The organism is Streptosporangium sp. OZ121 (genome assembly GCF_051918885.1).
GTDB lineage: Bacteria > Actinomycetota > Actinomycetes > Streptosporangiales > Streptosporangiaceae > Streptosporangium.
This window is the reverse complement of sequence record NZ_JBPXMC010000018.1, coordinates 102,399-122,755: the sequence shown is the minus strand read 5'-3', so window position 1 is coordinate 122,755 and position 20,357 is coordinate 102,399. Positions and strand designations below refer to the sequence as shown.

Annotated in this window: 10 protein-coding genes; 5 read left to right on the top strand and 5 right to left on the bottom strand. The window is 70.3% G+C overall.

Annotated features, from left to right (window positions below; translation table 11 throughout):
* Nucleotide 1: 1 nt before the first annotated feature.
* The 3 genes from ACTOQ1_RS28010 to ACTOQ1_RS28000 are packed head-to-tail and all read left to right on the top strand — an operon-like array spanning nt 2 to nt 2,591.
* Nucleotides 2-718 carry an ABC transporter permease gene (locus tag ACTOQ1_RS28010; protein ID WP_440070968.1) on the top strand — a complete coding sequence of 239 codons (717 nt, stop codon included), beginning with the start codon at nt 2-4 and terminating at the stop codon, nt 716-718.
* Nucleotides 719-768: 50 nt separating this feature from the next.
* Nucleotides 769-2,121, top strand: a complete 1,353-nt coding sequence (locus ACTOQ1_RS28005) for an AAA family ATPase (protein WP_440070967.1) — start codon at nt 769-771, stop codon at nt 2,119-2,121.
* 2 nt (nt 2,122-2,123) lie between these two features.
* The gene (locus tag ACTOQ1_RS28000) at nt 2,124-2,591 is read left to right on the top strand and encodes a hypothetical protein (protein ID WP_440070966.1); all 468 of its coding nucleotides are present in this window, start codon (nt 2,124-2,126) and stop codon (nt 2,589-2,591) included.
* A gap of 40 nt (nt 2,592-2,631) precedes the next feature.
* Here the strand turns inward: ACTOQ1_RS28000 and ACTOQ1_RS27995 are convergent, their stop codons facing one another.
* The 5 genes from ACTOQ1_RS27995 to rplM form a co-directional block, all read right to left on the bottom strand.
* On the bottom strand, nt 2,632-3,360 hold the full coding sequence (locus ACTOQ1_RS27995; RefSeq protein WP_440070965.1) for a hypothetical protein: 729 nt from the start codon (nt 3,358-3,360) through the stop codon (nt 2,632-2,634).
* A gap of 66 nt (nt 3,361-3,426) precedes the next feature.
* Nucleotides 3,427-15,153 (bottom strand): putative Ig domain-containing protein, encoded by an 11,727-nt coding sequence (locus ACTOQ1_RS27990; RefSeq protein ID WP_440070964.1) that lies wholly within the window; start codon nt 15,151-15,153, stop codon nt 3,427-3,429.
* 554 nt (nt 15,154-15,707) lie between these two features.
* On the bottom strand, nt 15,708-17,063 hold the full coding sequence (glmM, locus tag ACTOQ1_RS27985; protein WP_440070963.1) for a phosphoglucosamine mutase: 1,356 nt from the start codon (nt 17,061-17,063) through the stop codon (nt 15,708-15,710).
* A gap of 3 nt (nt 17,064-17,066) precedes the next feature.
* Nucleotides 17,067-17,588: a 30S ribosomal protein S9 gene (rpsI, locus tag ACTOQ1_RS27980; protein ID WP_440070962.1), complete on the bottom strand. Its 522-nt coding sequence runs from the start codon at nt 17,586-17,588 to the stop codon at nt 17,067-17,069.
* Between the two features lie 69 nt (nt 17,589-17,657).
* Nucleotides 17,658-18,101, bottom strand: a complete 444-nt coding sequence (rplM, locus tag ACTOQ1_RS27975) for a 50S ribosomal protein L13 (RefSeq protein ID WP_344746717.1) — start codon at nt 18,099-18,101, stop codon at nt 17,658-17,660.
* A 500-nt stretch (nt 18,102-18,601) separates the two neighbouring features.
* Between rplM and ACTOQ1_RS27970 the strand changes: the two genes are divergently transcribed.
* Both ACTOQ1_RS27970 and ACTOQ1_RS27965 read left to right on the top strand, forming a co-directional pair.
* A complete protein-coding gene (locus tag ACTOQ1_RS27970) occupies nt 18,602-19,354 on the top strand; it encodes a CAP domain-containing protein (protein WP_440070961.1) in 753 nt (250 codons plus the stop codon).
* A gap of 35 nt (nt 19,355-19,389) precedes the next feature.
* A complete protein-coding gene (locus tag ACTOQ1_RS27965; RefSeq protein ID WP_440070960.1) occupies nt 19,390-20,328 on the top strand; it encodes a hypothetical protein in 939 nt (312 codons plus the stop codon).
* Nucleotides 20,329-20,357 lie beyond the last annotated feature (29 nt).

Sequence of the window (20,357 nt, the reverse complement as noted above, 5' to 3'; positions counted from 1 at the left end):
CATGAACGGTGTCATCGCCGGAATCTCCTACCGGGCGCTCCTCGGCCGCCGCCGGATCTGGCTGCTGATCATGCTTCCCGTGGTGCTGGTCGCCATGGCCGCCCTGCTGAGGTTCATCGGCGCCGCCGACGAGCGGACCGCGGTCACGCTCATGCAGACCTTCGCCATCGGCACCATGCTGCCGCTGCTCGGCCTGATCGCGGGGACCGGGGTGATCGCCCCCGAGATCGACGACGGCACGATCATCCACCTGCTGTCCAAGCCGATCTCCCGCCCGGTGATCGCCCGGACCAAGTTCGCGGTCGCCGCCTCGATGCTCGCACTGTTCGCCGCCGTGCCGACCTTCGTCGCGGCCTACCTGCTGGTCAACCTCGAATCCGGTATCGCGTACGGCTTCGCGCTCGGCTCCCTCATCGGCGGGATCGCGTACGCGGCGGTGTTCATGCTGCTGGGCGTGCTGACCCGGCACGCGGTCACGATCGGCATCGTCTACGCGCTCGTCTGGGAGGGCGTGGTCGGCAACTTCGTGCCCGGCGCCCGCAGGTTCTCCATCCAGCAGTGGGCCCAGACGATCGCCGACCAGCTGTCGTCCTCCGCGTTCTTCTCCACCGAGATCACCCTCGGCTTCGCCGTCCCCGCCCTGGTCATCGTCACCGTCGGCGCGGTCGTCTGGGCGGGCAGGCGCCTGCGGAGCTTCTCCCTCACCGGCGACGAGTAGGGGCTCACGTGCGTCCCCTCCGGCAGGGGGCGCACGTGTACCGTTCGAATATGAAGCCGTACCTGCATGAGCTGCGCCTCACGGAGTTCAAGACGTTTCGCGACGCGACACTCCCGCTGGGCGGCATGACGGCGCTCATCGGCCGCAACAGCAGCGGGAAGTCGAACGCGCTCGACGGGCTTGAGGTGCTCTCCCGGCTGGCGGCCGGTACGGACATCGTGGACGCGCTCGACAGCAGGCGCGGCGACGAGGGGCCTCTCCGCGGGGGCATCGAAGGATGTCCCCCGCACGGGACGGACCGGTTCAGCCTGGGCTGCACGGTCTTCCCTCTCAGAAGCGAACCGAGCAGCTATTGGATCGTGCAGCTCGACGTCACGATCCAGGTCCGCCCCGAGCCGGAGATCGTCAGCGAAACGCTCTGGGGCATATCAGGCCACAAACGATCCACGAAAAACTGGCTGGAGCGGTTCCGTCACAAGTTGCTCGCGACCGAAAGCGCCTCGCCGGGGCCGGGCAGTATCGACGCCACCTGGTACACCGGCCGGCCCGGTCGCGGCCCGCGCGCCCCCTTCCGTTCCTCCCGGCTCCTGACCAGCCAGCTCGCTCTCCGGCTGGAGGGCAGGAACGAGAGGGAGCGCGCTGTCCTCACGGCGGCCGAGGACATGCTGGAAGCCTTGCGCGGCGTCTTCCATCTCGATCCCGTCCCGCACCTGATGAGGCAGTACGTCCCCGGTCGCGATATAAGGCTGCGCAGGACGGCGGAGAACCTCTCCGCCGTCATCGGGCACATGGCGACGCATGACACCGAGCGATTCCGGCAGCTTCTCACCCGGGTGCAGAACCTCGTCGAGCACGAGGTGACGGGCATCGAGGCCGTTCGTTCGGACCTGAACGATGTGATGCTCGCCCTGCGGGAAGGACCCGCAATCACCCCCGCACGCGAGATGAGCGACGGCCTGCTGAGGTTCACGGCCATCGCCACGACGCTGCTGCGGCAGGGACGCGATCTCGACCTGGGCGGGCGCGACACGAGTGATGACGGTAAATCGCCCATGCTGGTCATCGAGGAACTCGAGAACGGCCTCCACCCATCCCAGGCGACACAGGTGCTCGATCTCGTGAAGCAGGCGACCGTGGACAATTCCGCCCGCGTGATCTTCACCACGCACAGCCCCGCCCTGCTTTCCGCACTGAGTTCCGAGGATCACAAGAACGTCGTGGTGTGTTCCCGGGATCGCGCCACAGGCCTGTCGAACCTCCGTACACTTCCCGAAATCGACGGTTACCCTAGCCTGATGGCTCAGGGGGATCTCGGCACGATCATCACGTCGGGCCTGCTGGAGCAGGCACCGCCCCGAGAGCGTGACTTCAGCGAGTTCGATCGTCTGATGGGAATCGGCTGACGATGGTCCGCAGGGTCGAGTTCGTCGACACTTCGGTGCTCTGCAACATCCTCGACGTCCCCGGGAGGAACCAGGACCGGGAAAGCGTGCTGCGAGCGCTCCGGGACGAGAAACGATCATGCGATCTCATCCTGCCCGTCACCGCGGTGATCGAGACCGGCAACCACATCGCCCAACTCTCGGACGGCCGGCTCCGCAGGCAGCACGCCGACAAACTGTCCGATCTCCTCGGACTCGTCATCACCGGGCAGGCGCCCTGGGTGCTGCACACCGTCGAATGGGGCGAGGGCTTCCTGCGGTCGCTCCTATCGGGAGCGGGAACGGGAACGCCGTTCTCCGACCACGTGATGACCAAGCTTGGCCTGGGCGACCTCTGCATCCTGACCGAAAGGGAGCTCTACCGCGCGAGGGTCGTCAATGTGGAGGTCGGCATCTGGACCCTGGACGCGCAGCTTCGGTCACACTCCTGAGCAACGGAGCACAAAACCCGTACTCCGTTGCCCAAGGTCGTCACGAGGACGACTGCCGCAGGTGGCGGCCGCGCCTGGAGCGGCGGCGGAACAGCAGCCCGGCCAGCGCCAGGGCCAGCAGCCCGGCCCCCGCGCCCAGGGCCACGTACCCCAGGCGGCTCGACACGGGGTGGGCTCTCGCGTGCGCGGCCTCGGCCGCCGCCGCGCCGGCGGGCAACTGGTCGGAGTGGGTGGCGCAGACGATCGGCCTGTCGCTTCCCTCGGTGTTCGCGCAGGCGATGCTGGCCAGGCGCAGGAGGTCCTCCGGGGTGGCCCCCACCTCCGCGACGGTGTGGAAGGTGGCGTCCTTGCCTGGCGGCACGTCGGCGCTCCAGCGGACCTGCCCCTTCGAGGCCGAGCCCCCGCCGTCCGCCGAGACGAACCTGAGGCCGGTCGGCAGGGTCTGGGTGAGTTCGAGGTCGCGTACGCGGGTCGCCCCGGTGTTGCGCACGGTGACGGCGTAGGTGAGCCGGTCTCCCTCCTCGGCAGTGGTCCGGCCGTTGTCGATGCTGATGCTCAGGCTGGGTACGCCCCCGGTCACCGCCTTACCCGCTCTGCCCCTGGCGCCCCCGGCGCCTCCGGCGTCCCCGGGGTCCTCGGGGTGCGGTTCGAGGGCGGCCGCCGCCGATGACGGTACGGCGAGGGCGACGACCAGGGCCGCGCCGAGCCCGTAGCGGACCGCGGCGCGGAGCGTGCCGGTGGAAGGACGGATCATCGCGATCAGTGGCATGGCTTTCTCCTTCACGTTGCTCGTGTACAGGGGGAGCCCACCCGGGCTTCCAGGGACGGCGCGGTGTCATTTGGCCGTCGCGACGTAGGTGAGCGTCCCCGAATAGGTGCCGACCTGGACGAAGGGGATGTAAGCCTCGAAGTCGGTGCCGATGGCGTCCCCGTTGGGGGCGGACGCAACCGGCTGGTCGTGGACGAGCACCGGGACGGTGGTCGAAAGGGGCTGGAAGGCCGTCGTGCCGCTCTCGCGCACGCGCAGGTTCCCGATCGGGATGGTGGAGTCGTTGCCGGGCTGGTCGGAGGTGAGCTCGGGGGACGCCGCCCGCACGGTGACGGTGTAGCCGTCGAAACTGTTCGTGATGACCGTCATGGTCACGGCCTGGTTGTCGCGGACCGTCGAGTCCGGCTTGCCGGTCAGGGTGAAGGTGCTGGTCAGATCGACGAGGGTGATGCTGGTGGGGGTCACGGCGATCTGGACGGAACAGCCGGGGTCGGTGCCGCCGGCGGGGCAGGTGCTGCCGACGGTCGCCGAGGTGACCTGGTTGTCGAGGATCGCGTCGCCGGTGGTCTCGTGGGTGACGACCACGCTGAAGGTGACGACCGCGCTCGCCCCCACCGGTAGCGCCCCGGTCCAGCTGAGGACGCCGGCGGCGTAGGTGACGGTGCCGACGCTGGCCGTCGCGTCGCCCGCGTAGGTGGCGTCGTCGAGCAGCCCGGCCAGCGCGTCGGTGAACGCGGCCGCGGCGTACGGGGACTCCCCGGTGTTCATGGCCGTGATCGTGTACTGGACGGTGACGGCCGACACCACGTCACCGCTGTTGTCCGCGGTCTTGGTGATGGTGAGGCCGGGAGTCAGGACGGCGACGGTCGTGGTGCAGAGGGGGTCGTCTCCCCCCTCGGGACAGGTCGCCCCGGCCGTGACAGAGCTGACGGTGCTGGTCATGGTCTTGTCGCCCGGCGGAGGGTAGAGGGTGGTGACCGAGTAGGTGATCGTCGCGGTGTCCCCGATGGGCAGGGCGCCTCCCCAGCTGAGGACGCCGGCGGCGTAGGTGACGGTGCCGACGGTGGCGGTCGCGTCGCCCGCGTAGACGGCGTCGTCGAGCACCCCGGCCAGCGGCTCGGTGAACGCGGCGCCGAGATAGTCGGTCTCGCCGGTGTTGACGAGGGTCACCGTGTACTGGACGGCCTCCCCGGCGACGACGGTGGCGGTGTCGGCGGTCTGCGTGATCGTGAGCTGCGGCACCAGGACGCGCACGAACGTCGTGCACGCCGGGTCGTTCCCGCCCACCGGGCAGGTGCTGCCCGGTGCGGTGGAGGACACGCCGCTGGTCAGTGCCTTGTCACCGGGGTCGGGATCCTTCACCGTGACGGAGTAGGTGATCGTGGTGCTCGCACCGATCGCGAGGGACCCGACCCAGGTCAGTTTCGGCGCGGTGTAGTCGAAGACGCCGGTGGAGGCGCTCGCGTCGTTGTTGTAGACCGTGTCGGGGAACAGGCCGTCCAGCGCGGCGACGACGGAGGCGCCGGCGTAGTCCGTCTGCCCGGTGTTGGTGAGCGTGATCGTGTAGCCGACCGTGCCGCCGGGGGTCGTGGTCGCCGTGTCGGCGGTCATCACGATGCTCAGCGCGGGGATCAGGACGGTGACGGTCGCGCCGCAGGCCGGGTCCGTGCCGCCCACCGGGCAGGTGCTGCCGGGCACGGACGAGGAGATGACGCTGGTCATGCTCGTGTCACCGGTGTTGGGGTCGGCGGCCCTCACCGTGTAGGTGACGGTCGCGCTCGCCCCGATCGCCAGGTCGCCGGTCCAGGTCAGGGTCTGCCCGGCGAGGCCGACCGCGCCGGTCGTGGCGGTCGCGTCGTCGTTGTAGGTGGCGCCGTTCAGCACCTCGGCCAGGGAGTTCACGACGCTCGCGCCGGAGTACGGGGTCTGGCCGGTGTTGGCGATCGTGATCGTGAACCGGGTGACGCCGCCCGGGGTCGTGGTCGCCCGGTCGGCGACGATGGAGGTGGTCAGTCCGGGAAGGAGGACCGCCACCGACGCGGCACAGGCCGGGGCGCTGCCGCCCACCGGGCAGGTGCTGCCCGGCGCGGACGAGGTGACGGCGTTGGCGAGCACCCGGTCGCCGGTGTCCGGGTCGCTGACGGTGACCGAGTAGCCGATGGTCACCGTCGCCCCGATCGCCAGGTCGCCGGTCCAGCTCAGGGTCTGCCCGGCGAGGCCGACCGTGCCGGCCGTGGCGCTCGCGTCGCCGTTGTAGGCGGCGTCGTCCAGCACCGCCGCCAGCGGGTCGGTGACGGTCACGCCGGTGTAGGCCGTCTGCCCGCTGTTGGTGGCGGTGATCGTGTAGCCGACCGTGCCGCCGGGGGTCGTGGTCACTGCGTCGGCCGTCTTGACGATGGTCAGCGCCGGGACGAGCACGGTGACGAGCGTCGTGCACGCCGGGACGGTTCCGGTGGACGGGCAGGTGCTGCCCAGCGTGTCGGAGGAGACCTTGTTGGTGATCAACTTGTCGCCGGGATCGGGGTCCAGCACGGTGACCGAGTAGGTGATCGTCGAGGTCGCGCCGATCGCGAGGTCGCCGGTCCAGACCAGGCTGGAGCCGGTGAGGGTGACGGTGCCGCTCGTGGCGCTCGCGTCGCCGTTGTAGGTGGCGTCCGTGAGCACCGCCGTGAGGTCGTCGGTCGCGGTCGCGCCCGTGTACGGGGTCTGGCCGGTGTTGGCGACCGTGATCGTGTAGGTGATGGTCCCGCCGGGCGTGATCGTCGTCCGGTCCGCGCTCTTGGAGACGTCCAGGACGGGGGTCAGCACGGTCACCGTCGAGGTGCACGCCGGGTCGGTACCGCCGACGGGGCAGTTGTTCCCCGGGGTGGCCGAGGTCACGACGGCGGTGAGGGTCTTGTCCCCCGGGTCGGGGTTCAGCACCGTCACCGAGAAGGTCGCGACGGCGCTGGCGCCGACCGCCAGGGGGAACTCCCAGGCTCCCACGTCGGCGCTGGGAAAGGAGAAGCCGCCCGCCGAGACCGCCCCGTCGCCGTTGTAGGCGGCGTCGTCCAGCACCCCCGCGAACAGGGCGTTCACCGCGACGTCGGCGTACGGCGTCTGACCGGTGTTCGTGACCGTGACCGTGTAGTTCACCACCTGGTTCGGGACGGCCGTGGTGACGTCCGCCACGTTCGTGATCGTGATCCTGGAGATCGGGACGTCGCTGAGGCAGCGGGTGTCGGTGCCGCCGGCCGGGCAGGTGCTGCCGGAGGTGGTGGAGGTGACGGCGTTGACCAGCCGCTCGTCGCCGGTGCCCGGGTCGTCGACCGTGATGCTGTAGGTGACCGTGACCGCCTGGCCGGGGTTGAGAGCTCCGGTCCAGGTCAGGTCGGGACTGGTGAAGGTGACGCCACCCGTCGTGGCGCTCGCGTCCCCGTTGTAGGCGGCGTCGTCCAGCACCCCGGCCAGCGCGTCGGTGAACGTCGCCGCGGCGAAGGGCACCTGCCCGGTGTTGGTGGCGGTGATCGTGTAGGTGACCGCCGCCCCGGGGGTGGCCGACGTGGCGCCGGGCGTCTTGACGATCGTCAGGATCGGGGTGAGGACGAGGACGCTCACCTCGCACGCCGCGTTCGTGCTGGAAGGCGGGCAGGTGCTGCCCATCTCGCTGGACGCGACCTGGTTGACCAGGACCTTGTCACCCGTGGCGGGGTCGGTGGTGGTGACCGAGTAGGTGACGGTCGCGCTCGCCCCGACCGCCAGGTCTCCGGTCCAGGTCAGCGTGGTCCCGGCGAGGCCGACCACGCCGGAGGTGGCCGCCGCGTCACCGTTGTAGACCGCTTTGTCCAGCACGTTCGCCAGCGCGTCGGTGACGACGGCACCGGTGTACACGCTGTCCCCGGTGTTGGCGATCGTGATCGTGTAGGCCACGGGGCCGCCCGGGACCACCGTGCTCCGATCGGCGACCTTGGTGATCGTCAGCCCCGGGGTCAGCACGGTGACCGTGTTGGTGCAGCCGGGCGCGGTCACCACGGGGCAACTGCTGCCCTGCGCCGTGGAGAGCGCGGTGAGAGTGATCAGCTTGTCCCCCAGGTCGGGGTTGTTCACCGTGATGCTGCCGGTCAGCGTGACGCTGCCGCCCACGGGGATGTTCCCGGTCCAGGTCAGCCCCTCCAGGCCCAGTGACAGCGACCCGGAGGTGGCGGCCTGGTCGCCGTTCGGGACGGTGTCGTCGACGCCTTCGGGCCCGGCGAACAGGACGCTGATCCCGGAGTAGGGTGTCTGCCCGGTGTTCGTGATCACCGTGGTGTAGTGGATCACTTCACCCGGCAGGTAGGTCGGCTTGTCGGACGAGGTCACGATGGCCAGGCTCGCCACGGTCACCGTCTCCGCGCAGCGCGGGTCGGTGCTTGCCACGCCGCAGTTGCCGCCCACCGAGTCCGAGACCAGGGCGTTGGTGAGGATCCCGTCGCCCGAGGCCGGCGTGTTCGCCGTCACCGAGTAGGTGACCGTGACCGACCCCTCGGCCGGGACGGTCCCGGTCCAGGTCAGCTCGGGTGCGTCGTAGGTGACGTCACCGGTGCCGGCCACGGCGTCGTTGTTGTAGGTCGCATCGTCCAGCACCCCGGCCAGCGAGTCGGTGAACGTCGCGCCGACGTAGGGCGTCAGCCCGCTGTTGCCGATCGTGACGGTGTAGGTGACCGTCTCGCCCTGCGCGACCGAGGGGGTGCTCGCGATCTTGTCGAACGTCAGCGTGGTGGCATCGGTGATCGGGACGCTGTTGGCGCAGCGCAGGTCGGTCCCGCCGGACGGGCAGTTGTTGCCCGGGGTGGCGGAGGTGACGGCGTTCACCAGGTTCAGGTCGCCGGTCACCGGGTTGTCGACGGTGACCGTGTAGGAGACGGTCGCGCTCGCCCCGACCGCGAGATCTCCCGTCCAGACCAGGTCGGACCCGGTGAGGCCGACCGTGCCGCTCGTGGCGGTGGCGTCCGCGTTGTACGCGGCGTCGTCCAGCACCCCGGCCAGCGCGTCGGTGAACGTCGCCCCCGTGTAGGGGAGCGGCCCGGTGTTGGCGGCGACGATCGTGTAGGTGACCGTGGTCCCCGGCACCGCCGTCGCGGGGTTCGAGGTCTTGGTGATCCTCAGCGCGGGGACGAGCACGGCCACGGTGCTGGTGCACCGGGCGTCGCCGCTCGCCGGTGCGCAGTTGGCACCGGCGGTGGGCGAGGAGACCGTGTTGATCATTGTCTTGTCCCCGGGGTCGGGGTTGCGCACGGCGACCGTGTAGGCGATGGTCGCGCTCGCCCCGACCGCGAGGTCCCCTGTCCAGGTCAAGGTGGACCCGGCGAAGCTCACCGTACCGGTCGTGGCGGTGGCGTCCGCGTTGTAGACGGCGTCGTCCAGCACTCCGGCCAGCGGGTCGGTGAACGTCGCGCCGGTGTAGGGCGCCTGTCCCGAGTTGACGACGGTGATCGTGTATCCGACGGTGCCCCCCTGGACGGTGGCGGCCGTGTCGGCGGTCTTGGTGATCGTCAGACCGGGGACGAGCACGTTGAGCGTGGCGGTGCAGCGGGGGTCCGAGCCGCCGGACGGGCAGTTGTTGCCCTCGGCGGCGGAGACGAGGGTGCCCGTGACGATCCGGTCGCCGGTGGGCGGGTTCTTGAGCGTGAGGGTTCCGGTGACGGTGACGACTCCCCCGACGGGGATGTTCCCGGTCCAGGTGAGGCTCGTGGCGTTGAGCAGGAGCGTGCCCGAGCTCGCGGTCTGGTCCCCGTTGGGGACGGCGTCGTCGAGGGTGCCGGCGGTGGGGGCGGAGACGGAGATTCCCGTGTAGGGAACCTGTCCCGTGTTGGTGAACGTGGCGTTGAGGGTGATCGTCGAGCCGGGGGTCGCCCCGGCCTGGGTGTAGCTCTGCTCCAGCACGAGGCGCGCCACCGCCACCTGGACGGTGCAGCGCGGGTCGATGCCCCCCGCCGGGCAGTTGCTCCCCGTGGTGGACGAGACGACGGTGCTGGAGAGCAGGGCGTCCCCGGCGTCGGGGGTGTCGACCGTGACCGAGTAGGTGATCGTGGCGCTCGCGCCGACCGCCAGATCGCCTGTCCAGTTCAGGTCGGACCCGGTGAGGCCGACCGTGCCGCTCGTGGCGGTGGCGTCCCCGTTGTAGGCCGCGTCGTCCAGCACCCCGGCCAGCAGGTCGGTGAAGGCGGCGGCGACGTACGGCGTCTGCCCGGAGTTGGTGACGGTCACCGTGTAGTTGACGGTCGCCCCGGGCGCCGTCGTGGCGGTGTTCGCGCTCGCGGCGATGGTCAGCTCCGGCACCAGGACGATCACCGTCGAGGTGCACGCCGGGTTGGTGCTCCCCGCCGGGCAGGTGCTGCCCGGAGCGGACGACACCGCGACGTTGCGCATCACCCTGTCGCCGAGGTCCGGGTCGTTCACGGTGACCGAGTAGGTGATCGTGGCGGTCGCCCCGACCGCCAGGTCACCGGTCCAGGTCAGGTCGGACCCGGCGTAGGCGACCGTGCCGCTCGTCGCGGTCGCGTCGCCGTTGTAGGCGGCGTCGCCGAGCACCTGGGCCAGCTGGTTGACGACCTGGGCGCCGGTGTAGGCGCTCTGCCCGGTGTTGGCGACCGTCGTCGTGTAGGTGACCGTGGCACCGGGGTTGGCCGTCTGGGTGTCGGCGGTGTTCGTGATCGTCAGCTCCGGCACCAGGACGGTGACCACGCTGAAGCAGCCGGGCGCCGTCGCGCCGACGTCCGGGCAGGTGCTGCCCGGCGCGGCGGAGGTGAAGGAGCCCCTCAGGACCTTGTCGCCGAGGTCGGGGTCGTTGACGGTCACCGAGCCGGTGATGGTGACCGTCGCGCCGATCGCGATGTCCCCGGTCCACAGGAGCGAACCGTCCGGGTTCACGTCGATGCCGCCCGAGCTCGTCACGATGTCACCGTTGTAGGTCGCGTCGTCGAACACGTCCGCGACGGTGAACGTGGCGCTGATGCCCACGTAGGGGGTCTGCCCGGTGTTGACCATCGTGAGCGTGTACGGCACGACGCCACCCGGGGTCGTGGTGCTCGACGGGGTCGTGACGGTCATCGTCAGCTGCGGGACGAGGACCGTCACACTGCTGGAGCACCGGGCGTCGCCACCGCCCGACGGGCAGTTGCTACCGGTGGTGGCCGAGGTGAGTGCGTTGGTCAGCGTCTTGTTCCCGGTGCCGGGGTCGGCGACGGTCACCGAGTAGGTGATCGTGGCGCTCGCCCCGACGGCCAGGTTCCCTGTCCAGGTCAGCGTGGAGCCCGCGAAGCCGACCGAGCCGCTGGTCGCGGCGGCGTTCGCGTTGTAGGTCGCGTCGTCCAGCACCCCGGCCAACGCGTCGGCGAACGTCGCGCCGGTGTACGGCGTCTGTCCCGAGTTGGTGACCGCGACCGTGTAGTTCACGACCGAGCCGGGGGTCGTGGTGAGCGTGTCGGCCGTTTTGGCGATCGTCAGGCCGGGGACCAGGACCGTGATGACGCTGAAGCACCCGGGGCCCTGGTTGCCCACCGGGCAGTTGCTGCCGGGCGCGTTGGAGATCACGGAGGTTGTCAGGACTTTGTTGCCGGTGTCGGGATCCTTCACGGTGACCGAACCTGTGACGGTGACGGTCGCGCCGATGGCCAGGTCACCGGTCCAGGTGAAGGTGCCGTTCAGGTTGTTGACGACGGTGCCCGACGTCGAGGCGAAGTCTCCGTTGCCCGTCGCGTCGTCCAGCACACCCACCATGGAGACGGTGAAACTCGTCCCGACGTACGGGGTCTGCCCGGTGTTGGAGACCGTCAACGTGTAGTTCACGACCGAGCCGGGGGTGGCGTTGGCCACGTCCGTGCTGGTGCTGATCGTCAGTCCCGGAACCAGGACGGTGACGGTGGCGGTGCACTGCGGGCCGGGGTTTCCCGGCGGGCAGGTACTGCCGGGAGTGGCCGAGGAGACCGTGTTGGAGACGATCCTGTTGCCGGGGTCGGGGTTGCGCACCGTGGCCGAGTAGGTGATGCTCGCGCTCGCGCCGGGCGCGAGGTTGCCGGTCCAGGTCAGGTTGGGGGCGGTGTACGACACGCTGCCGGTCGTCGCGACGGCGTCGGCGTTGTAGACGGCGTCGTCAAGCAGGCCGGCCATCGCGTCGGTGAACGTCGCACCGGTGTACGGGGTCTGGCCGTTGTTCGTCACCGTGATCGTGTATCCGATGCTTTGCCCGGGAGTCGTCGTCGAGACGCTGGCGACCTTGACGATGGACAGCCCGGACACGGTCACGGTGGCCGAGCACCGGGGGTCGACGCCGCCGGCCGGGCAGGTGCTGCCGACCGTCGACGAGGTCACCGCGTTGGCCAGCACCTTGTTGCCGGTGCCGGGGTTGTTCACCGTGACCGAGTAGGTGATGGTCACGGTGGCGCCGGCCGCCACGTTGCCGGTCCAGGTCAGGGTCTGGCCGGCCAGGGACACCGAGCCGCCGCTCGCGGTCGCGTCGCCGTTGTAGGTCGCGTCGTCGAGGACGCCCGCCAGCGGGTCGTCCAGCGTCGCACCGGTGAAGGCGGCGGTACCGGTGTTGTTCACCGTGATCGTGTAGTTGACCGTGCCACCCGGGACCGCCGAGGAGGCACTGGCCGTCTTGACCATGACCAGGGCCCCGGCCGCGATCACCAGCGTCGCGGATCTGGTGTCCGCGAGGCCGCCTGCGTCGACCACCCGGAAGGTGACCGGGAAGCTGCCCCTCACCGTCGGGGTGCCCGACAGCACGCCGGTGGAGGTGTTCAGCGTCAGGCCCGGCGGCAGGCTGCCCGCGCTGACCGACCACGTGTAGGGCGCGACCCCTCCGCTGACGGTCAGCGGGACGCTGTAGGCGACCCCGACCTGCCCGGGCGGCGGCGCGGCGAACGTGAACGTCGGCAGCGTCGCGATCGTCACACTCACCGTCCTGGTGCTGCTCTGGCCGAAGGCGTCGACCACCCTGACGGAGAAGGAGAAGACGCCACCCACCGTCGGGGTGCCCGACAGCACGCCGGTCGAGGCGTTCAGCGTCAGCCCCGGCGGCAGGCTGCCCGCCGTGATCGACCACACGTACGGCGCGGTGCCTCCGGTGACGGTCAGCGGGATGCTGTAGGGGATGCTCACCTGGCCGTTGGGCGGCGCGGGGAACGTCAGCACCGGCGGCGGCGCGATGACCAGGGTGACCGCCCGGGTGGTGCTCACGTTGCTCGCGTCCGTCACCTGCGCGGTGAAGGAGTAGCTGCCGCCCAGCGTCGGGGTGCCCGACAGCACGCCGGTCGAGGCGTTCAGCGTCAACCCCGGCGGCAGGCTGCCCGCGCTGACCGACCACACGTACGGCGTCGTACCGCCGGTGACCGTCAGCGGGACGCTGTAGGCGACGTTCACCTCACCGGCCGGCGGCGGGGCGAAGGTGAAGGCGGGCGAGGCGTTGGGGACGACGGCGGCGGAGGGCAGCGACGCCGGGCCCGGGCCCGCCGCGTTCACGGCGGTGACGGTGAACGTGTACGAGGTGCCGGGGGCCAGGCCGACGACACGCTGGGTGGTCGCGGTGCCGGGGAACGTCTGGGTGGGCTGCGCGACGCCGCCGATGTAGGGCGTGACGACGTAGCTCGTGATGGCACTGCCGTTGGCCGCCGGCGCGGTCCAGGTGAGGTTCGCCGAGGAGGTGCCCGCGGTGGCCGCGGTGATGGTGGGCCGGCCGGGGACGTCGTAGGGGACGACCGCGTTGGAGGCGGGGCTGGCCGGGCCGGTGCCGACGGCGTTCACCGCGGTGACGGTGAAGGTGTAGGTCGCACCGGCGGTCAGCCCGGTCAGCGTCCTGCTGGTGGCCGAGGCGTCGAAGGACACCGGGGTCTGGGCCACGCCGTTGCGGGTCGGGGTCACGATGTAGCCGGTGATGGCGCTGCCGTTGGCCGCCGGCGCCGTCCAGCTCACCGTCGCGCTGGTCGTACCGGCCACCGCGGTGGGCGCGACGGGCGCCGCGGGGGCGGAGATGTAGATGTAGGCGGCCTGCGCGTCCAGCCCCTCGGTGACGACGTTGACGTTCACCTCGGCGGCCGAGGTCCTGGCGGGCATGGAGGGGATGGTCAGGGTGCCGTCGCCGTTGTTGACGAAGCAGCCGGTGGTGACCCCCGAGGGGCACGGCAGCAGGACGACCGGGGTGCCCGCCTGCTGCTGGGCGGTGGTGCCGATCTCGATGGCGGTGGCGTTGGAGATGTTCGTACCGCTCACGATCACCGTGTTACCGCCGGAGATCGTGCCCGAGGTCGAGCTCAGGGAGATGCCGCCGGGCGTCGCCGGCAGCGTGCCGACGGTCGTCGTCGCCAGGTAGGCCGGATTGGCGTCGTTGGACGACGCGGTGACCACGGTCCCGCTCTGGATCTGTGCCGGCGTGACGCCGGTCCCGGTGACGATGCCCACCACGGTGAGCGGCGGTAACGTCGTCCCGTCCGCGAACGGGGTGGCGAAGTTCGTGCAGGTTATGGAGCGCGACGACGGCGGCGAGCAGACCCACCCGGTGCCGTACGCCCCCACGGGCACCGTCCCGGCGGGCAGGGTCTGGGTGATCGTGATCGGCGTGGTCTCGTCGAGACCCGCCGCGACACCCGCGACGACGCTGTAGGTCACGGGGTCGCCCGGCTGCAGCGTCGCGGCGTTGTAACTGGTCTGGGCGACGGTCAGCTCGGGAACCGCGCTGATCGTGGCGACCCTGGCGTTGTCGACCTCGTGGAAGTCGGTGATGCCGCCGGTGGAGGCCACCCAGCCGAACGCGAGCTGGCGGGGGATCCCGGCCGCGGTCAGCCAGCTCGCCGGGAACAGGCTCGTGGAGACCGCGGGGAGGGTGCCGGTCAACGTCCTGGACGTACCGTTCACCAGGGTGGTTATCACTCGGTAGCTGTTGGCCGGGATGGACATGCCGGCGGCGGTGGTGAGCACCGTGTTGGTGGGGTTGATACCGACCTGGACCGGGACGGCCCTGCGGGTGGTCGATCTCAGCCCGAGAACGGGGCTACTCGTCGAGGTCGCCGTGCTGTTGATCGCGCAGTATCCGACGGTGCCGTTGCCCGGCCCGCGGACGACAATCTGGCCGGCCACCCGGACGCTGCCCGTCCCGATGTAGGGCGGGTTCGTGCAGCCACTTCCCTGGTAGGCGCTGTTGCTGAAGTTCCCGTACACGTCGAAACCGATGCCGAGATAGCCGTACGCCAGGCCGGGGAGGGAGGAGAACGAGGTGTAGCCGAGCGCACCGCCCGACTGGCCGAGGTTGGCCGGGGGCGCGGACGTGGCGGGATTCACCGCGGCCAGGACGAAGGTCATCCCGTCGGCCGCCGACCCGCCGTACTGGTAGGTGTTGAACGTCACGTCCAGCCCCTGCGAGGTCGGCACGCTGGCGGCGCCGAGGAGTCCGCCGACCTTGGTGGTGACCGCGTCCGTCAGGCGCAGCTTGCCCGAGCCCTGATTGTCCCGGTTGTTGTCACAGGTGTGCAGGGCGCCCGTGCCGGGGTTGCCGGAGGCGGTCAGGCACGCCATGTTCGTCCCCGTCTGGCCGCTCGGCAGCGCGGGCAGCACCACGGCGCCGAGCCCGTTGGGCGTGTTGTTGTGGAAGGGCTGGTCGAACACGATCGTGCCGGCCGCCGACGCGGCCATGGGAGCCGGCGCGTTCAGCGCGCCGGCGGCCGCGCTCAGGACGAGCAGCTGGGCGAGTGCCCGCCTGTACCTCGGCGGCGGGCCTGCGATCAGGCCCGTGAACCGGCCGGAGCCGCCGGACCTCCCCGCGGGGCGTGCAACGTCACCCATCACGGCCACCGGACGTACGCGGGCGAGGTCGTCTCCATTTGATCGGGGACGCCGCCGAGAACGGCGAGAAGCGAAAGCACGGCGCGGCACCCCTTCGATCGATCACGATGTCGGCGGCCTCGCGCCGCGTGGGCATCGTGACGACCGGAGTGACCGGACGGCCACCGGAGCTCGTGGCCATTCGGCACGATGAGCGGTTTCCTGGCGGGAATCCCGCCCCAACCACTGAAAGTGTCTGATCAACGACTCAGAGTGTCAATCAATGCGAAGTGTGGCGTGGCGCCGGACAAGCCGGACACAACGGGTCACGGGAACGAGGCGCGTCGAGCGCGGCGGAACGGGTGCCGCGCGGGCCGGGCGGTGCCGGTCGCGAAGCCCTCGCGCAACGGCCGGTCACGGAGACCGGGGTGACCTGCCGGACGCTGTGAACCGGACGCGGCGGGCCGGACGCTGCGGGCCGGATGCGAAAACCAGGCGCCGAAGCCGAGCGCCACGAGGCCGGGTACAAGACGAAGCACGGCCCGCACCGAAAGTGCGGGCCGTGCTTCGATCGTTCAGACGCAGGCCGTGCGGACGACGTCGGCCAGCCGGCCGGCCAGCTGCTCCGCCTGTTCCGCCGAGGCGGCCTCGACCATGACGCGGATCATCGGCTCGGTGCCGCTGGGCCGGATCAGCACGCGTCCGGTCTCCCCCAGCTCCGACTCCGCGGCGCTGACCGCGGCGGCCAGCTCCGGAACCGAGGCCTTGGACCGGTCGACGTCCTTCACGTTGACCAGGACCTGCGGCAGACGGGTCATCACCGAGGCCAGCTCGGCCAGCGACTTCTTCTCCCGCGCCACGACCGCCAGCAGGTGCAGCGAGGTCAGCAGGCCGTCCCCGGTGGTGGCGTGGTCGAGCATCAGGACGTGGCCGGACTGCTCGCCGCCGAGGTTGTAACCGCCGGCCCTCATGGCCTCCAGGACGTAGCGGTCGCCCACGGCGGTCTCGACGACGTCGACACCGGCGTTCTTGAGCGCGATCTTGAAGCCCAGGTTGGACATGACCGTGGCCACCACGGTGTCGCCGATCAACTTGCCCTCGGCGTGCATGGCCATGGCCAGCACGGCCATGATCTGGTCGCCATCGACGATCTCACCGGTGTGCGAGACGGCCAGGCAGCGGTCCGCGTCGCCGTCGTAGGCGATGCCCACGTCCGCGTTGCGGGAGACCACGATCTGCTGGAGCTTGTCCAGGTGGGTGGAGCCGACCCCCGCGTTGATGTTGAGACCGTCGGGGCGCGCCCCGATCGTCTCCACGGTGGCTCCGGCCCGCAGCAACGCCTCGGGAGCCACCATGTGGGCGGCGCCGTGGGCGCAGTCGAGGACCACGTTCAGGCCGTCGAGACGGCCGTTCACGGTCGACAGCACGTGGGACACGTAACGGTCGGCCTCACCGTACGCCTCGCGTACGCGGCCGACCGAGGCACCGACAGGACGCTCCCACTTCTCGCCGAGCCGCTGCTCGATCTCGTTCTCCACCGCGTCGGGCAGCTTGTAGCCGCCTCGGGTGAGGAACTTGATCCCGTTGTCGGGGGCGGGGTTGTGGGAGGCGGAGATCATCACGCCCATGTCGGCTCTGAGAGCCGTCGTCAGGTAAGCGACCGCCGGGGTGGGCAGCACGCCGAGCCGGAGAACGTCCACACCAGACGACGCGAGGCCGGCGACCACCGCGGCCTCCAGGAATTCTCCTGAAGCCCGAGGGTCCCGGCCCACGACGGCGACGGGACGGCCCCGCCGCCCGACGCTGGTATTGAACGCCCCGGCATCGCCGAGGACATGAGCCGCGGCCACGGACAGGTCCATGGCGAGCTCGGCCGTGAGGTCGCGTCCAGCGACCCCACGTACCCCGTCGGTGCCGAAAAGGCGCCCCAACGCTTAACGCTTGCTGTACTGCGGAGCCTTGCGGGCCTTCTTGAGGCCGTACTTCTTGCGCTCGGTGGCGCGGGCGTCACGGGTCAGGAAGCCGGCCTTCTTCAGCGGCGGGCGGTTGACCTCGACGTCCAGCGCGGTCAGCGCGCGGGAGAGACCCATGCGCAGGGCACCGGCCTGGCCGGTCACGCCGCCGCCGTTGATGCGGGCGATGACGTCGAACTGCTCCTCGGCACCGAGCACCACGAAGGGCTCGTTGACGATCTGCTGGTGCACCTTGTTCGGGAAGTAGTTCTCAAGCGTACGACCGTTGATCGTCCACTTGCCGGTGCCCGGCACGATGCGCACGCGGGCCACGGATTCCTTGCGGCGGCCCGTGCCGTACGAGTTGCCGGTGGTGATGGGCTTGCGGACGGCGACGTCGCCGCTGGCGGTGGACTCGGAGGTGTACTCGGAGGGGAACTCCTCCGCGGAGTACGCTTCCTGCTCGGCCTCGACGGCCGTCTCGACACCGGTGGACTCAGCCACGGTTCTCCTCTAACTTTCCTACTCGGCGTCGGCCATCGGCCAACGCTGCTGGCGACAAGCAGCTAGTGACTACTGGGCGATCTGGGTGAGCTCGAAAGACACCGGCTGCTGCGCCTGGTGCGGGTGCTCGGAACCGGCGTAGACCTTGAGCTTCTTGATCATCTTCCGGCCGAGGGCGTTCTTGGGCAGCATGCCCTTCACGGCCTTCTCGACGGCGCGGTCGGGACGCTTGTCCATGAGCTCGCCGTAGGTCATGGAGCGCAGACCGCCCGGGTAGCCCGAGTGGCGGTAGGCCTTCTTCTGCTCAAGCTTGTTACCGGTCAGCGCGACCTTGTCGGCGTTGATGACGATGACGAAGTCACCGGTGTCGACGTGGTTGGCGAAGGTCGGCTTGTGCTTACCGCGAAGCAGGATCGCGACGTGGCTGGCCAGCCGGCCAAGCACGATGTCGGTGGCGTCGATGATGTGCCACTGACGCTCGACTTCGGCAGGCTTGGGTGTGTACGTGCGCACGGTCGTATGCCTTCTTTGGTCGCGTCTTCGGCGCTGTCGGAGAGGACAGCAACATGGTCGGTAGGTGCGGGCACACGACAGCCCGGACCTTCCGTCTCCAGGAAAAGAGGAGATGACGCCGGACGCGCCGCGTATCGGTCTGCAAGAGGAGACCAATTCGCACACAACGAACTAGCAGGATACCGGCACGGGAGAGTGCTTGCAAAACGACATGACTCTCCGCCGGTACCCCTGGCAGTCTACCCGCCCCCGGGCGGTGCCCGGGAACCGCCACGCGGGACGAGGGGATCCGGCGGGGATCCGGCGGGGATCCGGCGGCCACCGCACGGGGTCGTCACCAGGGCTGGAACCCGGCGGCACGATCTCTCCCCGCATCCCCGGGGAAGGGCGCCGGACGGCGATCTCGGGGCCGCCGCGCCGGAACCTTCACGGAACGGTTCCAATATGTTCTCAGCATTCCCTTCTTCCTCACCGCAAACATCCCTATCTTTGATAGCGGTATGTGGCAGCTTCCTCACCCCGGGCATACCCAGCGAGCGCGCCTGCGTCGCATGGGGGTGTTCGCGTGCCTGCTGGCGGTTCTGCTGGTCGGCTTCATCATCGGCCGGGGCAGCCGTGACGAGAACGCCGCGGACCAGATCTACCTGAACGACACCGGGCCGACGAGGCCCGCACCCAGCGGCGCCCTGGCCGGGCAGGTCGAGCGCGCCCCGCTCGCCCGGGTCGCCCGCGCCTCCGCCGCCCCCACCGCCCCCCAGGACCGGCGCCCGCGTCCCACCCCGAGCGCCGACGCGTCACCCGGCGGCTCCGGGAAGGACGGCCCCTCCCGATACCTGCTCAACGGCGACGGCGGCGACGGCGCCACCTCCGTCCTCGGCGCGATGGAGCGCGAGGTCGTCCGGCTCGTCAACGTCGAGCGCAGGCGGGCCGGGTGCGCGCCGCTCCGGATCGACAGGCGGCTGACCGCGTCGGCCAGGAGGCACTCGGCCGGGATGGCGGCCGCGGGAAGCCTCTCCCACAACTCCGCCGACGGCACGTCCCCCTGGGAGCGGATGGAGGCCACCGGCTACCGCGACGGCGGCGCGGAGAACATCGGGCGCGGCTACACCTCTCCCGACGAGGCGGTGCGCAGCTGGATGGGGACCAGCGGCCACCGGCGCAACATCCTCAACTGCGAGCTCATGGCCACCGGAGTCGGGGCCGTCCAGGGTCCCGACGGCCCCTGGTGGACCCAGGACTTCGGATACTCCTGAGCCAACCGGCTCCGATACCGGGCTACGCTCGGCGCATGGGTTTTCCCGTGGAGCCGCCGCGCCGCCCGCCTTACAACCGGCCTGACGCGTCGCCGCCCGCACAGGGCCAGCACTGGTTCGACGCCTCGCCGAACAACCGCGCCGCCGAGCCCTCCCAGCAGGCCTCCCGGCCCACCGGACCGCGGGAACGCCCCACGGAACCGCCCAGGGAACGACCTCGCCAGGAGATGTGGAGCCCGTACGACGAGGGGCCCCGCTCACGCCGCCCGATCTTCATCGCGGCCGGGGCGTTCGCCGCGCTGGTCGCCGCGGGCATCGGCCTGGCCGTGCTGGCCAACTCCGACCCCGACCCGGTGCCCGGCGCGACGGCCCCCACCGCCGAGGCCCCCCTGATACCGCCCGCCAGCACCGCGGAGGGCAAGTTCGGCTTCGCCTCCTCCCGCGCCGGCGACCCGCACCTTCTCACCCTGAACGAGGTGTTCAAGCGCAAGAAGGTGAAGATCGGCGGGCAGACCTACCTGATGACCACGCGCAGGACCGACAAGAAGTGCGACAAGGCGGTGGTCGGGGAGAAGCTCCAGAAGGCCCTCATCGCGGCCAAGTGCAACCAGCTCCTGCGGGCCAGCTTCCGCGACGCCTCAGGGAAGATCATCGGCACCGTGGGAGTCGCCAACCTCAAGACGTCGGCGGGGGCGTCCAAGGTCGTCTCGGTCGGCTCCGGCAAGGAGCGGGAGGAATACCTCAAACCGCTCCCAGGTAAGGATAAGGTCACCAAACTTCTCGGCACCGGTGAGGCGTTCGTGGGCGAGTGGCGCCACGGGCACTACGCGGTGATGGTCTGGTTCCAGTACAAGGACGGTCACCTCCCGAAGAAGACCGAGGTCAAGAAGCTGAACCAGGCGGCCTTCGGCGCGGCGGACGCGACCGTCACCCCCGCCCTGGAGTCGCGATCACTGACCGGAAAACGCCCTTGACCATGGGGTCATACTGGCGTTTTGCGGCA